The following is a 14,857-nucleotide window of genomic DNA, read 5'->3' as shown; positions in this document are numbered from 1 at the left end:
CCATTGCGTGCTGTGCAGCCGGATGTCAGGCCAGCCGGATCTCGGTGCCCGGGGCTGGCAGGTGCACCAGCCCCAGTTTCTGGAGTTCCGACAGGTGGCCGTGATGGATGTCCGGCAGCTTTCCGCCATGGTGCGCGACGGCGGTGATGAGCACCAGCGCCCTGATGGCTCCGTCGCTCACCCCGCTCGCCGAGGCGGCTCGGTGCAGCCGCTCCAGAGACTCCTGGGGCGTTCCTTCGTTGAGGAACGTGACCCTGCGCAGGTCGATTTCCATCATCTCCCCTTCCTTTCCGTTGCTTCCAGGGTTTCAGGGGCCGGTCGCAAGGGGGGTCCAGGGCTGGACACAACGGCAGTGACCCCCGCCATAGCTCATGGCGGGGGTCACTGTTCGGCGCGCTGCGTCAGCCTGCCCGGGTCGGCTGTCAATCTATATGCGGCCCCACATACTCGACGTTGAGCACCTGGCCTCCATCAGCTGCGTCTCTGATCGTCCACACGATCCGCTCCCCGCCGGACCCGGTGCGTACATACGAGATCCACAGGTCATCGCGATTCCCGAACCGGGCGACAATCGGGGGGGCTTTCCTTGCTCGGTGCGACTGGAGAGAGGTGTGCCGTGGATCGGATTTCAGTAAGGTCAGCGCCTTGTCGAGCTGCCTGATCTTCCCTTGGTTCCCGCTCTTCTTGATCTTCTTGATCCCGTCCGTGGCCAGCTTGGTGAATCTGACCCTGTGTCGCATCGCACGATCTCCTCACAGCTCCACCCGGCGACTTCAGTCAGATTACTCTCCGGTCACGTCCGCTTACACGAGTTCGCCGCAGGGTTTTTCCCGTTATCGAGAAACCGGCTGGTTTGATGGCTGCATGAGCCAAGAAGAGAACAGCAACGACATGCGGCGGCCAGTCGAATTCACTGTGCGTATGGACTGGTCGAACCCCCTGGTCCGGGCCTGGTACAGGGGATTCCTGTCGAAGGTGAAGCATCCGCAGTACCAGGGCGGCATCAAGCCCTCTCAGCCCAGCTGGGACAGCTGACCAACCGGAAGATCCCCCAGCAGGTCATCCACCGGAAGCCCCCCTCTGGGCTCTTGGTTCTCCCCGAGATTGGGGCCGTTCCATCGTCCGATCAAGTCACCGTCCGCCGTGCGGAGAGACCCGTCGTCGTGCGGGTAGGCCGTAGTGCCGTCGTTGAGCCGTATCGAACCAGGGACGGTGTCGGCGTGCGCGGGAATCGCGCTCACACCAAGACCGGCCAGCCCCGCCAGGGCGACTGCGACTGCCTTCCAGCTCTTCACAGGCCCCACTCCTCCAGCCTGGCCAGTACTTCCGTCATCACTTGAAGGGCTTGCGCTTCCAGTGAGGTCAGCCACTCGATGAGAGCGGTGATGAAGTCCCAGATATCCGCCATCAACCCTTGAGACCTCCGAGGAGACCACTCCCGCCGTCGCCGCCACCTTGGGCGAACCTCCCGATGAGGGGAAGTCCACCCAGTCCGGCGTCGGGATTGCCGCCGACCTCCATAGGGGAGTTCGTCAGGCCGGACTCATATCCGGCCTGTGCGGGATTGGCAAGGAGGCCCTTAGCCGCCTCCTGGGCCTGGTCCAGCATGGCACCGGTCCCGGCGGGCGGCTTGATGTCCGCGCTGGCACCGGCTGGCGAGATGGTGCCGGTGGGCATTTCCTGGGCGCTGGCGATTCCGGTAAGGACAGGGATGGCTGCGGCTGCGGCGAGGGCGGTCAGGGTGCAGATCTTGGCCCGCATCGTGATGCAGTCCTTTCATTCGACTGGAGAGTGCGACAGGCCACATCAGGGTAACGGCGAGTCATCTCCAGACACCGAGAGTAACCATCACCGATACGATCAATGCCGGTGAAGCTCCCGTACGGGGGTTTCACCGGCAAGGCCCCCCGGGGCGCACACCACAGGAAAAGAGCACCCTCATGGTTCTCCCAGGCGTTGCACTGGCGCTCGCGCCAGTACTGCCACTGACGCTGCTTCTCGTGCCGCTGCTGGCTTTCCTCTAAGCAGCAGGCCCTCGCGGCCCTCTCTTAGCGGAGCGCAACTTCTGCACGGGTACCTGTGCAGAAGTTTCTGGCACGCCGGACACTTGAGTCTGGCCGACCCGTATCCACCAGCAGCGGGGTGCTCGCGACACTGTCCGGCTGGCGGTCATAGCAAGGTCAGACGCGAGCCAAGGCATGCAAGACGGACCCGTACCCCATCCAGGGATACGGGTCCGGCCACATTCGGTTCAGCCGGAACAGTCTTTCACTCCATCGCGGTATTCAGGCAACAGCAAGACCGGCTTTCTGAAGCTCAGCGCGAGCCTGCTGGAGACGCCACGCCGGATACCTTGCCAAGTCTGGTGCGTACCTGTCCGCGAGCTGGTTCCCCGGGATCAGCCAGGTCGGCACGCCGCAAAGCAGCGACTTCAGCATCATGTCCGAGGTACCGCCCCGCTCGTACTCGAAAGCGTTATGGAATCCGACCACTTGATGGGGGCTCCGCTTCAGCATCTCGGTATTGCGCTCATTCCCCGCCCGCCTCCAGTCGGGGCGCGTCCTGCGGGCTTCGCCCCAGTTCACTGGGAAACACAAGTGCCGTTCGCCGAGCGGGAGTCCGTGCTTTTCGCACCAGTTGTGTGCGGCTATATCCGCACCACGGGCTTTCCCTTCGATGACAACGAGCCGGTTCCCGTACCTGTAGTGGAACCGATCGAGCGCTTGATGGACCACGCGAGGCCAGGGGTAGTGGCGACTGCCGCAGAACAATAGCCGGAACTCTTCATTTTCCATCCCTTTTGTCACCAGTCCTTCATGACATCAAGCGCTTCCAGCGGGGGAGCGATGTACGCCACGGACAGAGCGGTGGCGCTGCTCCAGTCCTCGGGGGCGTTGCGGATCATGTCCCAGTAGGCGTCGGCGAACCGCCGGTCCTCGTCGCCAAGGTTCCCCCGACTGGTGATGATGTTCTCCACGGCAAGGCGGAATCCGCGTCGGGATACTCCATCACCGGCTGAATGATGGCCATCGCCGGAGGTCTTGGTGAACCAGTAGAAGCCGTCGGATCCCGGCGCGCGGAATCCGTCCGCCTCTGCGCGCGGATCCTTGAGGGCTCGCGCCAGCAGGGCGTCCACTTGGGAGTCGGCGAGGTTAGGGACATCGGCCATGGTCAGCTCCTTGGGTCCTGGGTGTACAGCCACCGGAAGGCGTCCAGACGGGATGTGCCGGACTGGATGATCCCGGCCTCATGAAGCAGGTGGCACCACACTGGCTCGATGCCGGGCAGATAGAAGAGCTCGGCTTCGGTGATGCGGCCCTGGGCTCGGTCGATGGTTCGGTCAACACCCTTGCGGATGTCGTCGAGGGCCATCCAGCGCATGTTCCGGGTCTCTCGCACCGAGGGCTTGATCTCCCCAGTGAAGCCGCTCGCCATGACCACGGTCCAGTGATGCCCGTGTGGACGTGATCCGGGTTCCCTGCGGCAGCGGTTCGGCAGCCAGAGAGACAGGATCTCGGTAACCTCGGTGACGATCAGTCCGGTCTCTTCGCGGGATTCCTTGCAGGCCGCGTACACGGGATCATCCCCGTCGCCGTGCCCACACGGCGGTGCAGTGCCGACAGGCGGAGTGTTGCGGTCGAACATCAAAAACTGGTCGGGGTGCTCGGGGTGTGGAATGAGCACGCCGACACTGGTCTTGCTACAGGGTTCCGCCATGCCGTCAATCTCTCCGGGGGTCACGAATACGCGCCCTCCCCCTGCCGTTGCAGCAGAAAGAGGGCGCATGATGTCCGCTTCCTTACCGGGACACGGCCTGCGCGGCGCGGACCTCACGGATCATCGCGCACTGGCCGTTGACGGCACACCAGGAATCCTCGGACAGTACTGGATTGTTGGTGCCGAACTTCTCGTTCGCGACCTCGGTGACAACGCGGATCATGTCCGGGTCGTGCGGGCAGCAGGCGGACTTGCCGTCACGGTTCATGCCGTACAGCTCGGCAGACCGGACATGCTTGCGGGCGAGCTGCGCGACCCAGCGCCGGTCGTGCGGACCCTTGTTCTCGTGCGTGTCGCCGCCGCTGTGCCGCATGTCCTGATGGCAGGCCGTGCAGTGGTAGGTGATGAGCTTCTCGGTGGGGCCGTCGGGGAGCCAGGAGCCGTGGAACTCGTAGACGATAACCTCGGCCTCCTTGACCACGGGATGCGGGAAGGAGGTGACGACGCCCTTGCCGTCGGGGGTCCAGGTGGTGTCGGGAATGAGGTCGTCCCAGCCGTCCCCGTGCGGCCACAGGGCGACTGTTACACCCTGGGACTGGTCGAAGGTTGCGGTGCCGTTGGTGTTCTCGCGCTGGTACTGCTGGACCTGCTCGATCGGTCCGAAGTATGTGGCGCTGTGCTCCTCGGATTCGAGGAAAATCAGCCCGTACCCCTCGGGACGGGTGTGTAAGTTCTTGTCGCCGAGGTTGAGCCACTTGACCATCGTGTCGAACTTCGGCTCCTTGGGCGTGAGGTAGCCGACGAGCGGGAGCCGGTAGCGCTCGGCCCCGGTGACGTAGACGGGGTTCTTGGGGCTGGTGTAGTGCTTGTTCTTCGCGGGCATGCGGATCTTCCCTTTCCGTGGATTGGTGTTCAGCGATGTACTTCCTGGAACTCTGGAAGTCTCAGTCGCGGGTGGGTGCGATGTACCGGCGGGCGGCGACCATGAGGCCGAAAGCCGAAGCGAGGCCGGTCAGATGGAAGCCCGCGATGAGCGCCTTGGCCGTGGCCCCGGCGAGATGGTGCTGGTGGATGACGGCCTGGCCAGTGATGTAGAAGACACCCCAGACGATCGACATGGCCACCATCAGGATGACCAGACGTGCTCCGACCGGGAGCCATTCCGGCCCCTTGGACGGGCCGAGCCGGGTGCTGATGTGGGCGATGTGAGCGGCGAGGGCCTGGTCGTGAGTACCTGCGGGATGCCGGGGCATCTGGTCGCAGGAGCAGGTTGCCCGGTATTGGGCCGTACCGGCGATGGTGGAGGCGTCCTCGTCGATGACGATCTGAGGCAGATGGAGGCCGTCGTCGATGGTGAACTTGCCGAACATCTCGATCTCTCTTCTGTCAGTTCCGGGTTGACGTCTTGACGGTCACAGAACTTTCTCCTTGATGGCTTCGCCGACGACCCGGGAGGCTCCGATGTTCGTGACCAGGGACAGCATCCCGGTCTTCACGTCGATCGGGAGGACGAAAAAGGTCAATCCGGCAAGACCGGCGCCAATCCCGTACGTCAGGGCGGGTTCGCGGTTGAGGACGACGCGGAGTCCTGCCTGACCAAGGGTTTCTGCTCCGAGAGCGAGGGCTTCGATCTGCATTGGCTCCGGTCCTTTCCGGGGTTCTCGGCCTTCCCGGAGGCCAGTGGCGCCGAGCAGATAGGGGCACTCAACTCCGACTCAGCTCCGGGGAGTTGACCGCCAGCATGCCGTGTCCGCCATTGGCTGTCAATGTCTGCCAGAGTCAGCCAGTCAGGCGGCGACCTGACCGGCCCCCTCGACCGGCTTCACCTGGGCGTCATTCCCCGCACCCACCAACCGGACCAGATCCGCATGACGCTTGAGGAATCCGGTGAAACTCTTCGCCTGGTAGCGGTCCTTCCCGAACGTGTGGTCCAGCTCTGCCATCTGGAGGCGTACCTCACTCACCCCGGGAGCCTCACCCAGTGACCGCACCGCACGGACCAAAAGGTCCCGGTCCGCCCCATCCTGCTGGGCCGCGTCCCTTCGGCGTGCGGCCCACGTTGCGGGATCCTCCGGTACGTTCCAGCGTGAGAACGCCTTCTTCAGGGCGGGTTGCGCGGTTTCCGCACCCACGCCGACCACCACCTTCCCCAGGGACCGGAGCTTGTCGGCAACCGGGATGAAGTCGGCATCGGATGACACCAGCACGAACAGGGAGATGTCGGGTCGCGTGTAGGCCACTTCCATCACGTCGACCGCGATGCGCAGGTCGACGCTGTTCTTCCCCGGGGCGGGGGGTGTCACGTTCACGACCTCGGCGCCCGCGAGGATTCCCCCTGTACTCCGGTATGCGTTACAGGAGTGCGACTTCTGGTGTGCGTACACCCGGCAGAGCGCGGTGCGAGCGTACGCGGCTCGGGGGTCAAGCCATTCCAGCAGAGGCGCGGGAGCCGGAACTCCCCGATGGGGGCGGAAGCATCCACCCATGTTCTCGAAGTCGATGAACACCGCCGCTTTCACTGCCGGAAAGCAGGCAGAAGGATTGAAAGGCCCTCGCAGCGTCACCGTTTCCGTATCCGGACCGACCGCGTAGACCTTTCCGGGGTCCTTGCGCAAATACCCGGTCGCGTCGTGACCGGCTTCGATGGTCCGGTTGACCGGTGGCCTCTTGAACACTGGTTCACCCCTCAGGGCTTGCAAGATTCGTCCTTTCCGAGGGGCTGCCGGTTCCGTATTTTCCGGACGGGCCGAAGAGTTGAACTTCAGTCTGACGCCGTCAGTCATCGGCTGTCAATGTCTGCCATCGAGAGACGGCTTACCCTCCATAAGTGAAAATCACATCTGACCGTCGGTCCTATGGGTCCCATGAACGCCAGCAGCTCACCATTCATTGCCGGGCCGACCACCCCGACCATCAGCCCCGCGCCGGACTGCTTATGATCCACGGCGGCTACTGGGCCACCCGGTCCGGCATGGGGGACTGGCCGAAGAAATTCGCGGAAGCCGGGTACGTCGTCATCGAAGCCCAGTACCGCCTCAACTCCGACGCCGCCTGGCCCGCACAGCGGGACGACGTCCGGGCCGCCCTGGACTACGCCCGGCGTGGCGCCGCGCAATGGATTCTCGACCCTGAACGGATCGCCGCCTTCGGATCGTCCGCCGGAGGCCACCTGGCCGGAATGCTCGCCGTCACACATGCCGGACTGAAAGGCGTGGTGGCCCTGTCTCCCCCGATGTCGCCATACCGGGCATGGAGGGACGGCGAGAAGCCGACCGGGACCTGGAGGGAGCACCGGGCGCGTCTGCGGCGGGAGGCCGAGAAGATGGCCGGGAGCAAGCCCGTCAAAGGCACGCCCGAGTGGGATGTGTGGGTCGACATGACGGTGTACCAGCATGCGACGGGCGGAGAACCACCGTTGTGGCTGGCTCATTTCGAGGACGATCTGATCCCGCCCGCGCACTCGGTAGATTTGATGGAGCATCTGACGAAGACCGGAACGGAAACAGGAAACGTTTCCGTCGAGACTGTTTCCGGATCGGGTCACGCCATGTCACTGATGGAAACGCCGCGCGTGCAACGGGCGGTGAAGGGGTTCCTCGCAGGGGCTACAGGTTCCCCGCAGTAGGGGTTTCCGCAGGTCAGCAGGCATGGAAATGATAGTCCGGCGTTTCCAGAAACGCTGAAGGGCTTCGGAAACGCCGGATCATCCCCGGCCTGATCCACGGTTGCCCAGCCAGATCCGCCTGCCGAAGTTTTCCGGATGGAAACGGGAAACGGCGGCGCTTCCCACTCGTTGCAGGAAACGCCGCCGTTTCGGGAAAGTCAGCGATATCCCTGGCCGTCACAGGCGAAGCAGTGGCCTACCCACACTCGCTCCGCGCTCTGAAAGACAAGACCGGACACCCCTTTGCAGTTTCCGCACGGCTTCCGCCTCTGGGGGCGAGAGGGGGCCGAGGCCCGCAGTGCCTCCACGGCTTTGATCGCGGTTTCGTACCGGGGGTCAGTCCACTGGATCACACCTGCCCCCTCACATCGTGTCCGGTGGGTTCGGCTCCGGAGCCGAACACCCGGACCCGCCTTCGGTGCACTCGCTGTGCATGCAGTCGCCCGCCTTGACCTCGATGTCGGCGACCGGCCCCCACAGGTACACGTCCGGCTCGTACCCGGCGTCCCGGATCGCGTCCATCGTCACAGCGGCCGTGGCGGCGACCCGGGTCAGCGTCTCCGGGCCCTCGGGCCGGTGATGGATGAACCGGCCAAGCCGACCGGCGAGCATCGCGTAGATCTCGGTGTGCAGGATCAGCGCATGCCATCCCAGGTCAACGACCTTCGACGGCCGCAGCCGGAGTCGGCTGGTGTTCTGTGAGGCGGCGACGAGGAACTTCAGTGCCTCGTCCGTGATGCACTCCGCCAGCGCCTGGTCGATGCCGTCGTTGTCGCGCTGAACGAGTGCTGCGACCCGCCCGAACTGGTCGGGTAACAGCAGGTCGCGGGCGGAAGCCTTCCGCTCGCAAATGAGAGTTTCCACTCCTGGAACTCCTTCCCTAGGAGTCCCAGTTCAGCAGATTCCCGACGAAGTGTCAGCAGTACCTATCGGCCTGCTTCATCCGCGCGGGGGGTGGTACCGAAGCATTTGTCGTACTCCCGTGCGACAAATTCCTTATCCGCCCTGGACGGCGGATCCTCGCGGATGCCCCTGGACCGGCAGCAGCCGTCGCAGTCATGGGTATCGCGGGCATCGCCCGTGTCAGTCTCCGCGAAGAGCTGTGGCACCTGGGCACCGGGCATTTCTTCCCCTTTCCAAGACGTTTCATTGAATCCGCAAGTTTCCTCGTTTCCGCAGGTCAGGGCCAAGGAAACGCACGGAAACGGCCTACCGGCCGATGCAAGGTCGAGCCAGACCCCGACAGCCCACGATGGTGCCGTCCTCGCGGACCTCCCGGTCGATGACAAGGAGGTCGTCACGCTGACCGACGAGAGCGAGGGCCGTCGGCAGAGACACCAGGAAGAACGTGCCCTCCTCCGGTGCGGGCAGGCCCTCCACGCCCCCATAGGTGACACGGGACGCAAGGAGTCCGTCCAGGCTGCCTGCGTCCGCACGGTCCATCTTCAGTCGCGCGACCATCCCTGACGCGAGGATTTCCCGCACAACAACTCCCGCCCCGTTGAAGATCCGCACCGGATGCGGAGTCAGATTGACGATGGTGGCAGGGGCGGTGCACGTGCTCTCGGGTGATTCGACAGGAACCGGCGCAGGGCGCTCTCCTGGAAAGGCGAGCGCTGTCAGCTCGGCCAGCACCTGCCGGATCTCTCCGAGGGTCAGATGATCCAGGCGGCCACGCTCTTCGAGCTCCTTCAATTCCTCGCCTTCGACAAACGGTTAGCCCTGAGGCCGGTGTGACGCCCGGTACTCCGTCGGGGTGACCCCCAGCTGCTTCCGGAAGGTCAGACGCAGCATGACCGGCGAACGGAACCCGCAGCGCTCCGCCACCTCCGCCACAGGGCAGTCGGTGGTTTCCAGCAGCTTCCGGGCCCACTCCACCCGCTGGCCGAGCAGCCATTGCAGAGGCGCGGTCCCGGTCAGCTCACGGAAGCGCCGGTTGAAGTTACGGCGGCTCATGTAGGAACGGGCGGCCAGATCCATGATGCTGACTTCCCCGTGCGGGCATTCCAGTGCCCAGGCCATTGCTTCGGTCAGTTCTCCGAATTCCTGAGCGTTTGCGGCTTTGGTGTCGATGGGCACCGATTCCCCCCTTTGGTATGGGTTCACGATGACAGCGGACAAGCCCGCCCGTCAATGCCGGACGGTGACCGGCCCATCACTGCCGCACATGCCCGCCAGACTTTCGATTTCAATGCGTTTCCGCAGGTCAGAGTGAGACGGAAACGTATCCGGAAACGCTCTTGGAAACGTTTCCGGATACGTTTCCGTACAGTCAGGCACCCGGATTCTCTGCCACCGACCGCAGAAATGCCCTCTCCTCGGCGGCATGGCCCTCCAGGGCCTTGTCCACCTGACCGGTGATCTCCTCCACACCCGACTTGTTCAGCAGCTCACGCACAACGTCCCTCAAGGTGCGCTCGGTGTGCCCGGCTGCCTCCTCCAGTGCCGACTGGACTGCCATGGCGTACGGGGCGTCAGTGGATTCCATCCGTTCTCCTTCGGTATCGCGGACCTTCAGCCGCATTTGGCGACCGCTACCAAGGGTGTACCGGCGGGTGCGGTGTGTGCCAGCGAGGCCCCGTCGGCGGTGTGCAGTACCACCTGGCTCATGCCGCACTCCGAGAGAACCCCGGTCAGCCTGTCCGCCGTCCCGCAGGACATCACCGACACCAGCACTGTGGCGCCGGGCCGGGCGATCCGCGCCGCCTCGGCGACAGCCGGTCCGGCTTCGACGAAGTCCGGGATGGAGAGCACCACTCCGTCGTAGTGACGGCTGGTCAGGAGAGTCTGCTGCGGATGGGCCCGCAGGGCGGTGCGCACCCCGGCGCGGGCGGCGGAACGGATCGCTTCGTGGTCCATGGATGTCATATGCACGATCCAGCCCTGCCGTTGCAGATTGTCCGCGATGGGGGTGAGGGCGCCGCCGATGTCAGCGAGGAGGCCGGGCGGGCTGCCGAGGGTGGCGAGGAGGGAGTTCGGCACGGCGGTGACGGCTGCGATCGGCGCAATGGTCATGGGGGCGAGCCTACGAGGTGAGATGTACGTCGCTCACGGATTCGGTAGCACCAGTGTACAGAGGGTGATAGTTTCAACCGGTGGAAAGGGGAAGAAATGACCAAGAAGATTGGCCGCCCACGCATCGGAAGTCGACAGGAGTTCCGATTTCCCGATGACCTCCTGGGTGCCCTCAAGGGCATCGCAGGCAAGGAGGGTGTGACGCTCAACTCGACCGTGCGGCGGCTGCTGTACTCACATCCCGAGCTGAGCAGCGCCCTGCATCAACGACGACCCTCCACGGATCAGACCACCAGCACCCTCTAAACGCGACGAGGCCCCGGTCACGACACCGGGGCCTCGTTCTCCCTACCTAAGGCAAGGACTCATCGTGACCAACTCTAGCGTTTCCGGTACCAAAAACAAGTCGAATCCACGATCCGATGCGACGTGGCGACCACCCGATGGCGCCGAGTTCGAGATCAACGAACTCCCCTTCACAAAGCTGCCGGACTGGGTCCTCTACCACGAGGAGCTTCCATGGACGGCCAAGGAGCTGTACCTCGTGCTCCGTTCAGTCGTCAACGAGAGGTCGGCCGAAGCCCGCACCTCGGCCATGACGGTCGCCGAGATGTGCGAGCAGATGCCGCGTCGGACCGTGAAGGGAAAGAAGAAGCTGATCGGGGCCTCTACTGTCCGTGAGGCGATGACGGCTCTTCAGGTGCACGGTGCCCTCACCCGCACGAACCCCGAGCAGACCCATGCCACCCCTCGGTACCGGTTCAGTAACGAGCCGCCGAAGGGCTATGAAGGCTGGCTGTCGGGTTACGACAAAAACCGTCATCGCCTGGGCCGGACCGGCTGCGAGAGGGGGTGCCAGATTCCTGGCACCCATACTCCGGAGGGTGCCAGGAATCTGGAGGGGGGTGCTGAAAATCTGGCACCCGGGTGCCAGGAATCTGGAGGGGGGTGCCAGGAATCTGCGCCGCCCGTGGGGTCTGACCTGGGGCGGCCGGTCTCTAAGAACAGCTTTAAGAAGAAGAATCTCCAAAAGAATCTCTCTCTCAAGAACGCGCGTGCGCGCGAGGGCTCAGGTGGGGAGCCGACCACCGGCAAGACCTCGCCTGAGGCGGCGGCCGGGGGCCGCGAGGAGAGAGATTCGGCTACGCCAGACAACCCTGCCGGGGCCGAGGCCGGTGGGTCGCCTCGGGCCGGGGGCGTAGGGGAGACCGTTCCGGATGAACGAGCCGGTGTGGCTGCTCCTCCTGTGAACGGTTCCTCCATCCCGTCGCCGGAGCCGGTGGTGCAGGCGTACACGGAGGCGGCCAGGAGGGCGTCCAGGCGGCTCTCTGCGGCCTCTGTGGAGAAGGTGCGGCGTCAGGTGGCCGGGGAGCTGTCTCAGGCGCCCTGGGAGCCGTACAGGGATTTCCTGGCGGAAGCTGTGGTGGAGATGGGCGAGAACGGCTGGACGGATCTGGGGAAGCATCTGGGCAAGATCAGGGTGCCTCGGGAGGTGAAGGTCCGGCCGTGGTGTGGTGAGTGCGGTGATCCGGATGTGATGCACGCCAACTATCACCCGAGGACGGCTATGGGTTTGCGGATGGTGGGTCCTGGTTTCCTGAGGCCCTGTCCGGTGTGTTCGCCGCTCGGGCGTCGCCGGGCGGCTTGACCGGGGTTTCATCGGGCATGGCGAAGCCCCCAGTGCGGGATGTGCTGGGGGCTGTTTGTGCTGCCTGGTTTCCGGTGCCGGTTGGGCGGTCTTCCGTGACGGCGGCTTGACCGGTTCGTGTCACAGAGAAGCCCCGACGTGATCTACGTCGGGGCTTCTGGTGTTTCCGGGCGTGTTCCGCTGTCTGGTTCCGGGTTCGAGTTGGCGTATCCAGGATCCGTTTGCACCAGATTTGCAGTGGCCAACGGAAGTGTTTGCCAACCCGAGCCTGTCCGTATTTCCGTCACCGTTTGTCGTGCTTGACGAACTTAATCTCCATGGTTTTCCCGTCGCCGTTCATCTGGCACCAGATGAACAGTTTGTGCTGCGGCAGTACGAGGCTGAGGTTCAGCCCTGTCCACTTCCAGAGGCTGTTTCGTCCTGTGTGGATCGCCGTCTTGATGTCTTCGTAGACGACCCTCTCCCGGTGTGCCTGGTCCGGAAAGAGCTGTTCCATGGCCAGGCATGCCCGGTTGTCGATGCTGAGCTCCAGTTTCTTCGCCCAGTGCGGCCAGGTTTCCGGCTCGTAGTGACTGGCTTTGTGCATCTTGGCCAGGTGCTTCATCTCGTCCTGACTCATGGGCCAGGCGGCCTCGGCCGAGCCTTCTTCTGTGACTGCTTCCCGGGCCTCCGGTACCGGTTCGGTTACCGGCTCGGGCGGGGCTTCCTGTGGGATTCGGACTGCCTCGAAGGGGTCGACCGGCTGTTCACTTTCCACGCCCTCCAAGGGGTCTTCGTCTGGGGTGTCGGCTTCGGCCGGGCGCTCCTCCTGTTCCTGGATGTCGGCGGCCTTGAACGTCCTGCCTTCGGCTCGGGCGAGTCCCAGTTGGACCATGTGGGATGCGGTCGTCTTGGACACTCCGAGTTCGGCGGCGATCTGCCGCACGGTCCGTCCCTGCCGGTTCCACATGGCCGCGAGGTCTTGGTAGTCCCTCCATCGCTGTTCTGCTGTGCGCTGGATGACGATCTGTTCTTCCATGGCTTCCTTTCCCCGGGTGTTTTTTGTCCTGTATGTGTGTGTCCGGACGGTGTCCGTCTTGTTAGTGAAGATCCTTTTTGCGAGTGTCCGGACAGCGCCCGATTGGTCACTCTTTGTGCATGAATGGGCGTGTCCGGACACTCAGAGTTGGCGCCTTCAGGTTGCTATAATTTGCACCAAATGTGAGTGTCCGGACACCGGGGCGCCGAGAACCCCAACGCTCTGACCTGCGAAAACGCGGGCGATCAGCAGCCTTCTTCCGTGGCGGCCCACTGGCGCTCGCCCGCCAGGCGGATCTGGCCGCCCAGCGGCGCCGTCGCCTCCGGCCACAGCTGCGGCTGCTCCGCCTTCTCCAGGCTCACCACGGCCCGCTCCTCAGGGACCCTCAGGCGGACTGTCGGAGTGTCCTCCAGGCGGACGGCGGGCCCCTCCTCCAGGGGCTCCGCAGGGGGTGCGGTGACCGGCTCCTCGGACTCCTCCGCCGTCTCGGCCTCAGGCAGCTCCTGGGGGGGCTCCTGAGGCTCCTCCGAAGCCTCCTCCAGGACTTCCTCCAGGAACTCCGGCATGGGGTCCTCGGGATGCTTCTCCAGGTCCACCACGGGCCCCGGGGACGGCTGCCCGGGGGCCTCGGTTTCTGACGGCTCGGGCACTGGATCCGGGTCCGTCATCCTGGTCTCCGCTGGTGACTTCTCCGGTTCGCTGGCCTTGGTTTTCAGCAGGACGTCTCCGAACATGGCCATCACCGCGAACAAGATCAGAGCGCCTGCCGGGATGACGAGAATCGCCTGGAGAGGCTGGTCGATTACGTACAGGACGACGCCCACGACACCTGCTCCGAGCCATCCGAGCCGGGCCCGGCTCTTCTTCTTGTCGTCGGGCTCTTTCACCCACATGTTGACGCCTTCGATGGACCTGCGGGCGCCTGTTCCCATCCAGTTCGTGGAGCGCTTGAGGGTGTCGGTGCGGTTGTCTGCGGTGTTGAGGGTCTGGTTAGGGAGCATTTCCATTTTTCATCCGTCCTTCAGGGTTTCATGTGCGTGGTTTCCGGCGGGCTGGCCGTGCTTTCGGAGATCAGTTTTCGCATTGGTTCGTGCGGGCGGGTGATGGGCGGCGGTGATAGTCACCGTTTCCACTTCGACCATTTGCTTCGGCAAAGTTTCAGTGCTCAGAAAGACAACAGGATCCTTGCAACTGTCATCCCTGTCAGGTACGTCAGGACCGTGAAGACGGCCGTGTAGGCGGCGGTCATCCATGGCGGATCGGGCGTCCAGGACTCCTCCTCATGTCCGTCTTGCACCCAGTCGCACCCGTGCGGGCTTATCGTGACGATTTCGTCCATTTCCTGTCCTTGCCTAGGCCAAGCTGGGCGTTTCCGGGTGCATTTCTGTTTCCGGATACGTTTCCGTGGTGTTTCCGCAGGTCAAAAGGTTGCCGTAAGCAACGTTTCCTTCATCCCTGGAGGAGTGGAAACGTTAGGGGAGCTAAAGAAATCAGTCGCCCCGCCGGTCCTTCAGTCACAGAACCGGCGACTCCGGCGTCCGTCGGCAAGGGGTGCCAGGCGGTGCAGCTCACGGCGAATCCCGGACAGGGAAGATTCATCAACGCCCATTCATCTCCTGCCCGAGACCGCAAACCGGACCATGACAGCGGCCACCACCAGGATGCAGGTCACGCTCTCCGTCGTACGGACGGCTCGCTCCGCGCACCGGAAGAACGACGACAAGACCCGGAACAGCACGTTCAGGATAGTCAGACCGGCCGCTTCGATGAACCCCGTTTCAGATCCGCGCGGCGG

General features: G+C 64.1%; 20 protein-coding genes and 1 pseudogene. 3 read left to right on the top strand and 18 right to left on the bottom strand.

The window, feature by feature from the left end:
- Nucleotides 1-25 precede the first annotated feature (25 nt).
- From IEJ02_RS12135 to IEJ02_RS12090, 10 genes are all read right to left on the bottom strand, one after another.
- Complete coding sequence (locus tag IEJ02_RS12135) at nt 26-277, bottom strand: hypothetical protein (protein WP_191064824.1); 252 nt, start codon at nt 275-277, stop codon at nt 26-28.
- A 145-nt stretch (nt 278-422) separates the two neighbouring features.
- Nucleotides 423-740, bottom strand: a complete 318-nt coding sequence (locus IEJ02_RS12130; RefSeq protein ID WP_191064823.1) for a hypothetical protein — start codon at nt 738-740, stop codon at nt 423-425.
- 667 nt (nt 741-1,407) lie between these two features.
- On the bottom strand, nt 1,408-1,761 hold the full coding sequence (locus IEJ02_RS12125) for a hypothetical protein (RefSeq protein ID WP_191064822.1): 354 nt from the start codon (nt 1,759-1,761) through the stop codon (nt 1,408-1,410).
- A gap of 524 nt (nt 1,762-2,285) precedes the next feature.
- On the bottom strand, nt 2,286-2,795 hold the full coding sequence (locus IEJ02_RS50740) for an SLOG family protein (RefSeq protein ID WP_191064821.1): 510 nt from the start codon (nt 2,793-2,795) through the stop codon (nt 2,286-2,288).
- Nucleotides 2,796-2,803: 8 nt separating this feature from the next.
- On the bottom strand, nt 2,804-3,169 hold the full coding sequence (locus IEJ02_RS12115) for a hypothetical protein (RefSeq protein WP_191064820.1): 366 nt from the start codon (nt 3,167-3,169) through the stop codon (nt 2,804-2,806).
- A gap of 2 nt (nt 3,170-3,171) precedes the next feature.
- Nucleotides 3,172-3,741, bottom strand: coding sequence for an NUDIX hydrolase (locus IEJ02_RS12110; RefSeq protein ID WP_191064819.1), 570 nt, complete (start codon nt 3,739-3,741; stop codon nt 3,172-3,174).
- 58 nt (nt 3,742-3,799) lie between these two features.
- Complete coding sequence (locus IEJ02_RS12105) at nt 3,800-4,600, bottom strand: hypothetical protein (RefSeq protein WP_191064818.1); 801 nt, start codon at nt 4,598-4,600, stop codon at nt 3,800-3,802.
- Nucleotides 4,601-4,661: 61 nt separating this feature from the next.
- Complete coding sequence (locus IEJ02_RS12100; protein ID WP_191064817.1) at nt 4,662-5,087, bottom strand: hypothetical protein; 426 nt, start codon at nt 5,085-5,087, stop codon at nt 4,662-4,664.
- A gap of 42 nt (nt 5,088-5,129) precedes the next feature.
- Nucleotides 5,130-5,354, bottom strand: coding sequence for a hypothetical protein (locus IEJ02_RS12095; protein ID WP_191064816.1), 225 nt, complete (start codon nt 5,352-5,354; stop codon nt 5,130-5,132).
- Nucleotides 5,355-5,504: 150 nt separating this feature from the next.
- Nucleotides 5,505-6,392 carry an NYN domain-containing protein gene (locus tag IEJ02_RS12090; protein WP_191064815.1) on the bottom strand — a complete coding sequence of 296 codons (888 nt, stop codon included), beginning with the start codon at nt 6,390-6,392 and terminating at the stop codon, nt 5,505-5,507.
- 152 nt (nt 6,393-6,544) lie between these two features.
- Between IEJ02_RS12090 and IEJ02_RS12085 the strand changes: the two genes are divergently transcribed.
- Nucleotides 6,545-7,342, top strand: coding sequence for an alpha/beta hydrolase (locus IEJ02_RS12085; RefSeq protein WP_191064814.1), 798 nt, complete (start codon nt 6,545-6,547; stop codon nt 7,340-7,342).
- A gap of 402 nt (nt 7,343-7,744) precedes the next feature.
- Here the strand turns inward: IEJ02_RS12085 and IEJ02_RS12080 are convergent, their stop codons facing one another.
- From IEJ02_RS12080 to IEJ02_RS12060, 5 genes and pseudogenes are all read right to left on the bottom strand, one after another.
- Nucleotides 7,745-8,245, bottom strand: coding sequence for a UCP032817 domain-containing protein (locus tag IEJ02_RS12080; RefSeq protein WP_191064813.1), 501 nt, complete (start codon nt 8,243-8,245; stop codon nt 7,745-7,747).
- Nucleotides 8,246-8,590: 345 nt separating this feature from the next.
- Nucleotides 8,591-9,076 carry a hypothetical protein gene (locus IEJ02_RS12075; RefSeq protein WP_223863697.1) on the bottom strand — a complete coding sequence of 162 codons (486 nt, stop codon included), beginning with the start codon at nt 9,074-9,076 and terminating at the stop codon, nt 8,591-8,593.
- A gap of 24 nt (nt 9,077-9,100) precedes the next feature.
- A pseudogene (locus IEJ02_RS12070) lies at nt 9,101-9,415 on the bottom strand (helix-turn-helix domain-containing protein); the annotation flags it as partial.
- A gap of 238 nt (nt 9,416-9,653) precedes the next feature.
- Nucleotides 9,654-9,869: a hypothetical protein gene (locus IEJ02_RS12065; RefSeq protein ID WP_191064812.1), complete on the bottom strand. Its 216-nt coding sequence runs from the start codon at nt 9,867-9,869 to the stop codon at nt 9,654-9,656.
- A gap of 26 nt (nt 9,870-9,895) precedes the next feature.
- Nucleotides 9,896-10,396: a class I SAM-dependent methyltransferase gene (locus IEJ02_RS12060; RefSeq protein WP_191064811.1), complete on the bottom strand. Its 501-nt coding sequence runs from the start codon at nt 10,394-10,396 to the stop codon at nt 9,896-9,898.
- Nucleotides 10,397-10,492: 96 nt separating this feature from the next.
- On the opposite strand from IEJ02_RS12060, the gene IEJ02_RS12055 reads away from it, so the two are divergent.
- Both IEJ02_RS12055 and IEJ02_RS12050 read left to right on the top strand, forming a co-directional pair.
- Nucleotides 10,493-10,702 (top strand): hypothetical protein, encoded by a 210-nt coding sequence (locus IEJ02_RS12055; RefSeq protein WP_191064810.1) that lies wholly within the window; start codon nt 10,493-10,495, stop codon nt 10,700-10,702.
- A 64-nt stretch (nt 10,703-10,766) separates the two neighbouring features.
- Nucleotides 10,767-12,044, top strand: a complete 1,278-nt coding sequence (locus IEJ02_RS12050; RefSeq protein WP_191064809.1) for a hypothetical protein — start codon at nt 10,767-10,769, stop codon at nt 12,042-12,044.
- A gap of 283 nt (nt 12,045-12,327) precedes the next feature.
- Here IEJ02_RS12050 and IEJ02_RS12045 read toward each other — a convergent pair whose 3' ends face one another.
- The 3 genes from IEJ02_RS12045 to IEJ02_RS12035 all read right to left on the bottom strand — a co-directional run bounded on the left by IEJ02_RS12045 (nt 12,328) and on the right by IEJ02_RS12035 (nt 14,401).
- Nucleotides 12,328-13,062: a helix-turn-helix domain-containing protein gene (locus tag IEJ02_RS12045; protein WP_191064808.1), complete on the bottom strand. Its 735-nt coding sequence runs from the start codon at nt 13,060-13,062 to the stop codon at nt 12,328-12,330.
- Nucleotides 13,063-13,307: 245 nt separating this feature from the next.
- Nucleotides 13,308-14,069, bottom strand: coding sequence for a hypothetical protein (locus tag IEJ02_RS12040; protein ID WP_191064807.1), 762 nt, complete (start codon nt 14,067-14,069; stop codon nt 13,308-13,310).
- Between the two features lie 158 nt (nt 14,070-14,227).
- On the bottom strand, nt 14,228-14,401 hold the full coding sequence (locus IEJ02_RS12035; protein ID WP_191064806.1) for a hypothetical protein: 174 nt from the start codon (nt 14,399-14,401) through the stop codon (nt 14,228-14,230).
- Nucleotides 14,402-14,857: the final 456 nt, after the last annotated feature.

The organism is Streptomyces sp. 5-10 (genome assembly GCF_014712245.1).
In the GTDB taxonomy this organism is placed as follows: Bacteria; Actinomycetota; Actinomycetes; order Streptomycetales; family Streptomycetaceae; genus Streptomyces; species Streptomyces violaceusniger.
Note: the sequence above shows the minus strand (reverse complement) of the source record. Positions and strands in the feature narration are given on the sequence as shown.

Bases quoted from the DNA above. Each gene is read 5' to 3' on its own strand.
- IEJ02_RS12135 (WP_191064824.1), bottom strand. From the start codon at position 277: ATGATGGAAATCGACCTGCGCAGGGTCACGTTCCTCAACGAAGGAACG.
- IEJ02_RS12130 (WP_191064823.1), bottom strand. From the start codon at position 740: ATGCGACACAGGGTCAGATTCACCAAGCTGGCCACGGACGGGATCAAG.
- IEJ02_RS12125 (WP_191064822.1), bottom strand. From the start codon at position 1,761: ATGCGGGCCAAGATCTGCACCCTGACCGCCCTCGCCGCAGCCGCAGCC.
- IEJ02_RS50740 (WP_191064821.1), bottom strand. From the start codon at position 2,795: ATGGAAAATGAAGAGTTCCGGCTATTGTTCTGCGGCAGTCGCCACTAC.
- IEJ02_RS12115 (WP_191064820.1), bottom strand. From the start codon at position 3,169: ATGGCCGATGTCCCTAACCTCGCCGACTCCCAAGTGGACGCCCTGCTG.
- IEJ02_RS12105 (WP_191064818.1), bottom strand. From the start codon at position 4,600: ATGCCCGCGAAGAACAAGCACTACACCAGCCCCAAGAACCCCGTCTAC.
- IEJ02_RS12100 (WP_191064817.1), bottom strand. From the start codon at position 5,087: ATGTTCGGCAAGTTCACCATCGACGACGGCCTCCATCTGCCTCAGATC.
- IEJ02_RS12095 (WP_191064816.1), bottom strand. From the start codon at position 5,354: ATGCAGATCGAAGCCCTCGCTCTCGGAGCAGAAACCCTTGGTCAGGCA.
- IEJ02_RS12065 (WP_191064812.1), bottom strand. From the start codon at position 9,869: ATGGAATCCACTGACGCCCCGTACGCCATGGCAGTCCAGTCGGCACTG.
- IEJ02_RS12060 (WP_191064811.1), bottom strand. From the start codon at position 10,396: ATGACCATTGCGCCGATCGCAGCCGTCACCGCCGTGCCGAACTCCCTC.
- IEJ02_RS12055 (WP_191064810.1), top strand. From the start codon at position 10,493: ATGACCAAGAAGATTGGCCGCCCACGCATCGGAAGTCGACAGGAGTTC.
- IEJ02_RS12045 (WP_191064808.1), bottom strand. From the start codon at position 13,062: ATGGAAGAACAGATCGTCATCCAGCGCACAGCAGAACAGCGATGGAGG.
- IEJ02_RS12040 (WP_191064807.1), bottom strand. From the start codon at position 14,069: ATGGAAATGCTCCCTAACCAGACCCTCAACACCGCAGACAACCGCACC.
- IEJ02_RS12035 (WP_191064806.1), bottom strand. From the start codon at position 14,401: ATGGACGAAATCGTCACGATAAGCCCGCACGGGTGCGACTGGGTGCAA.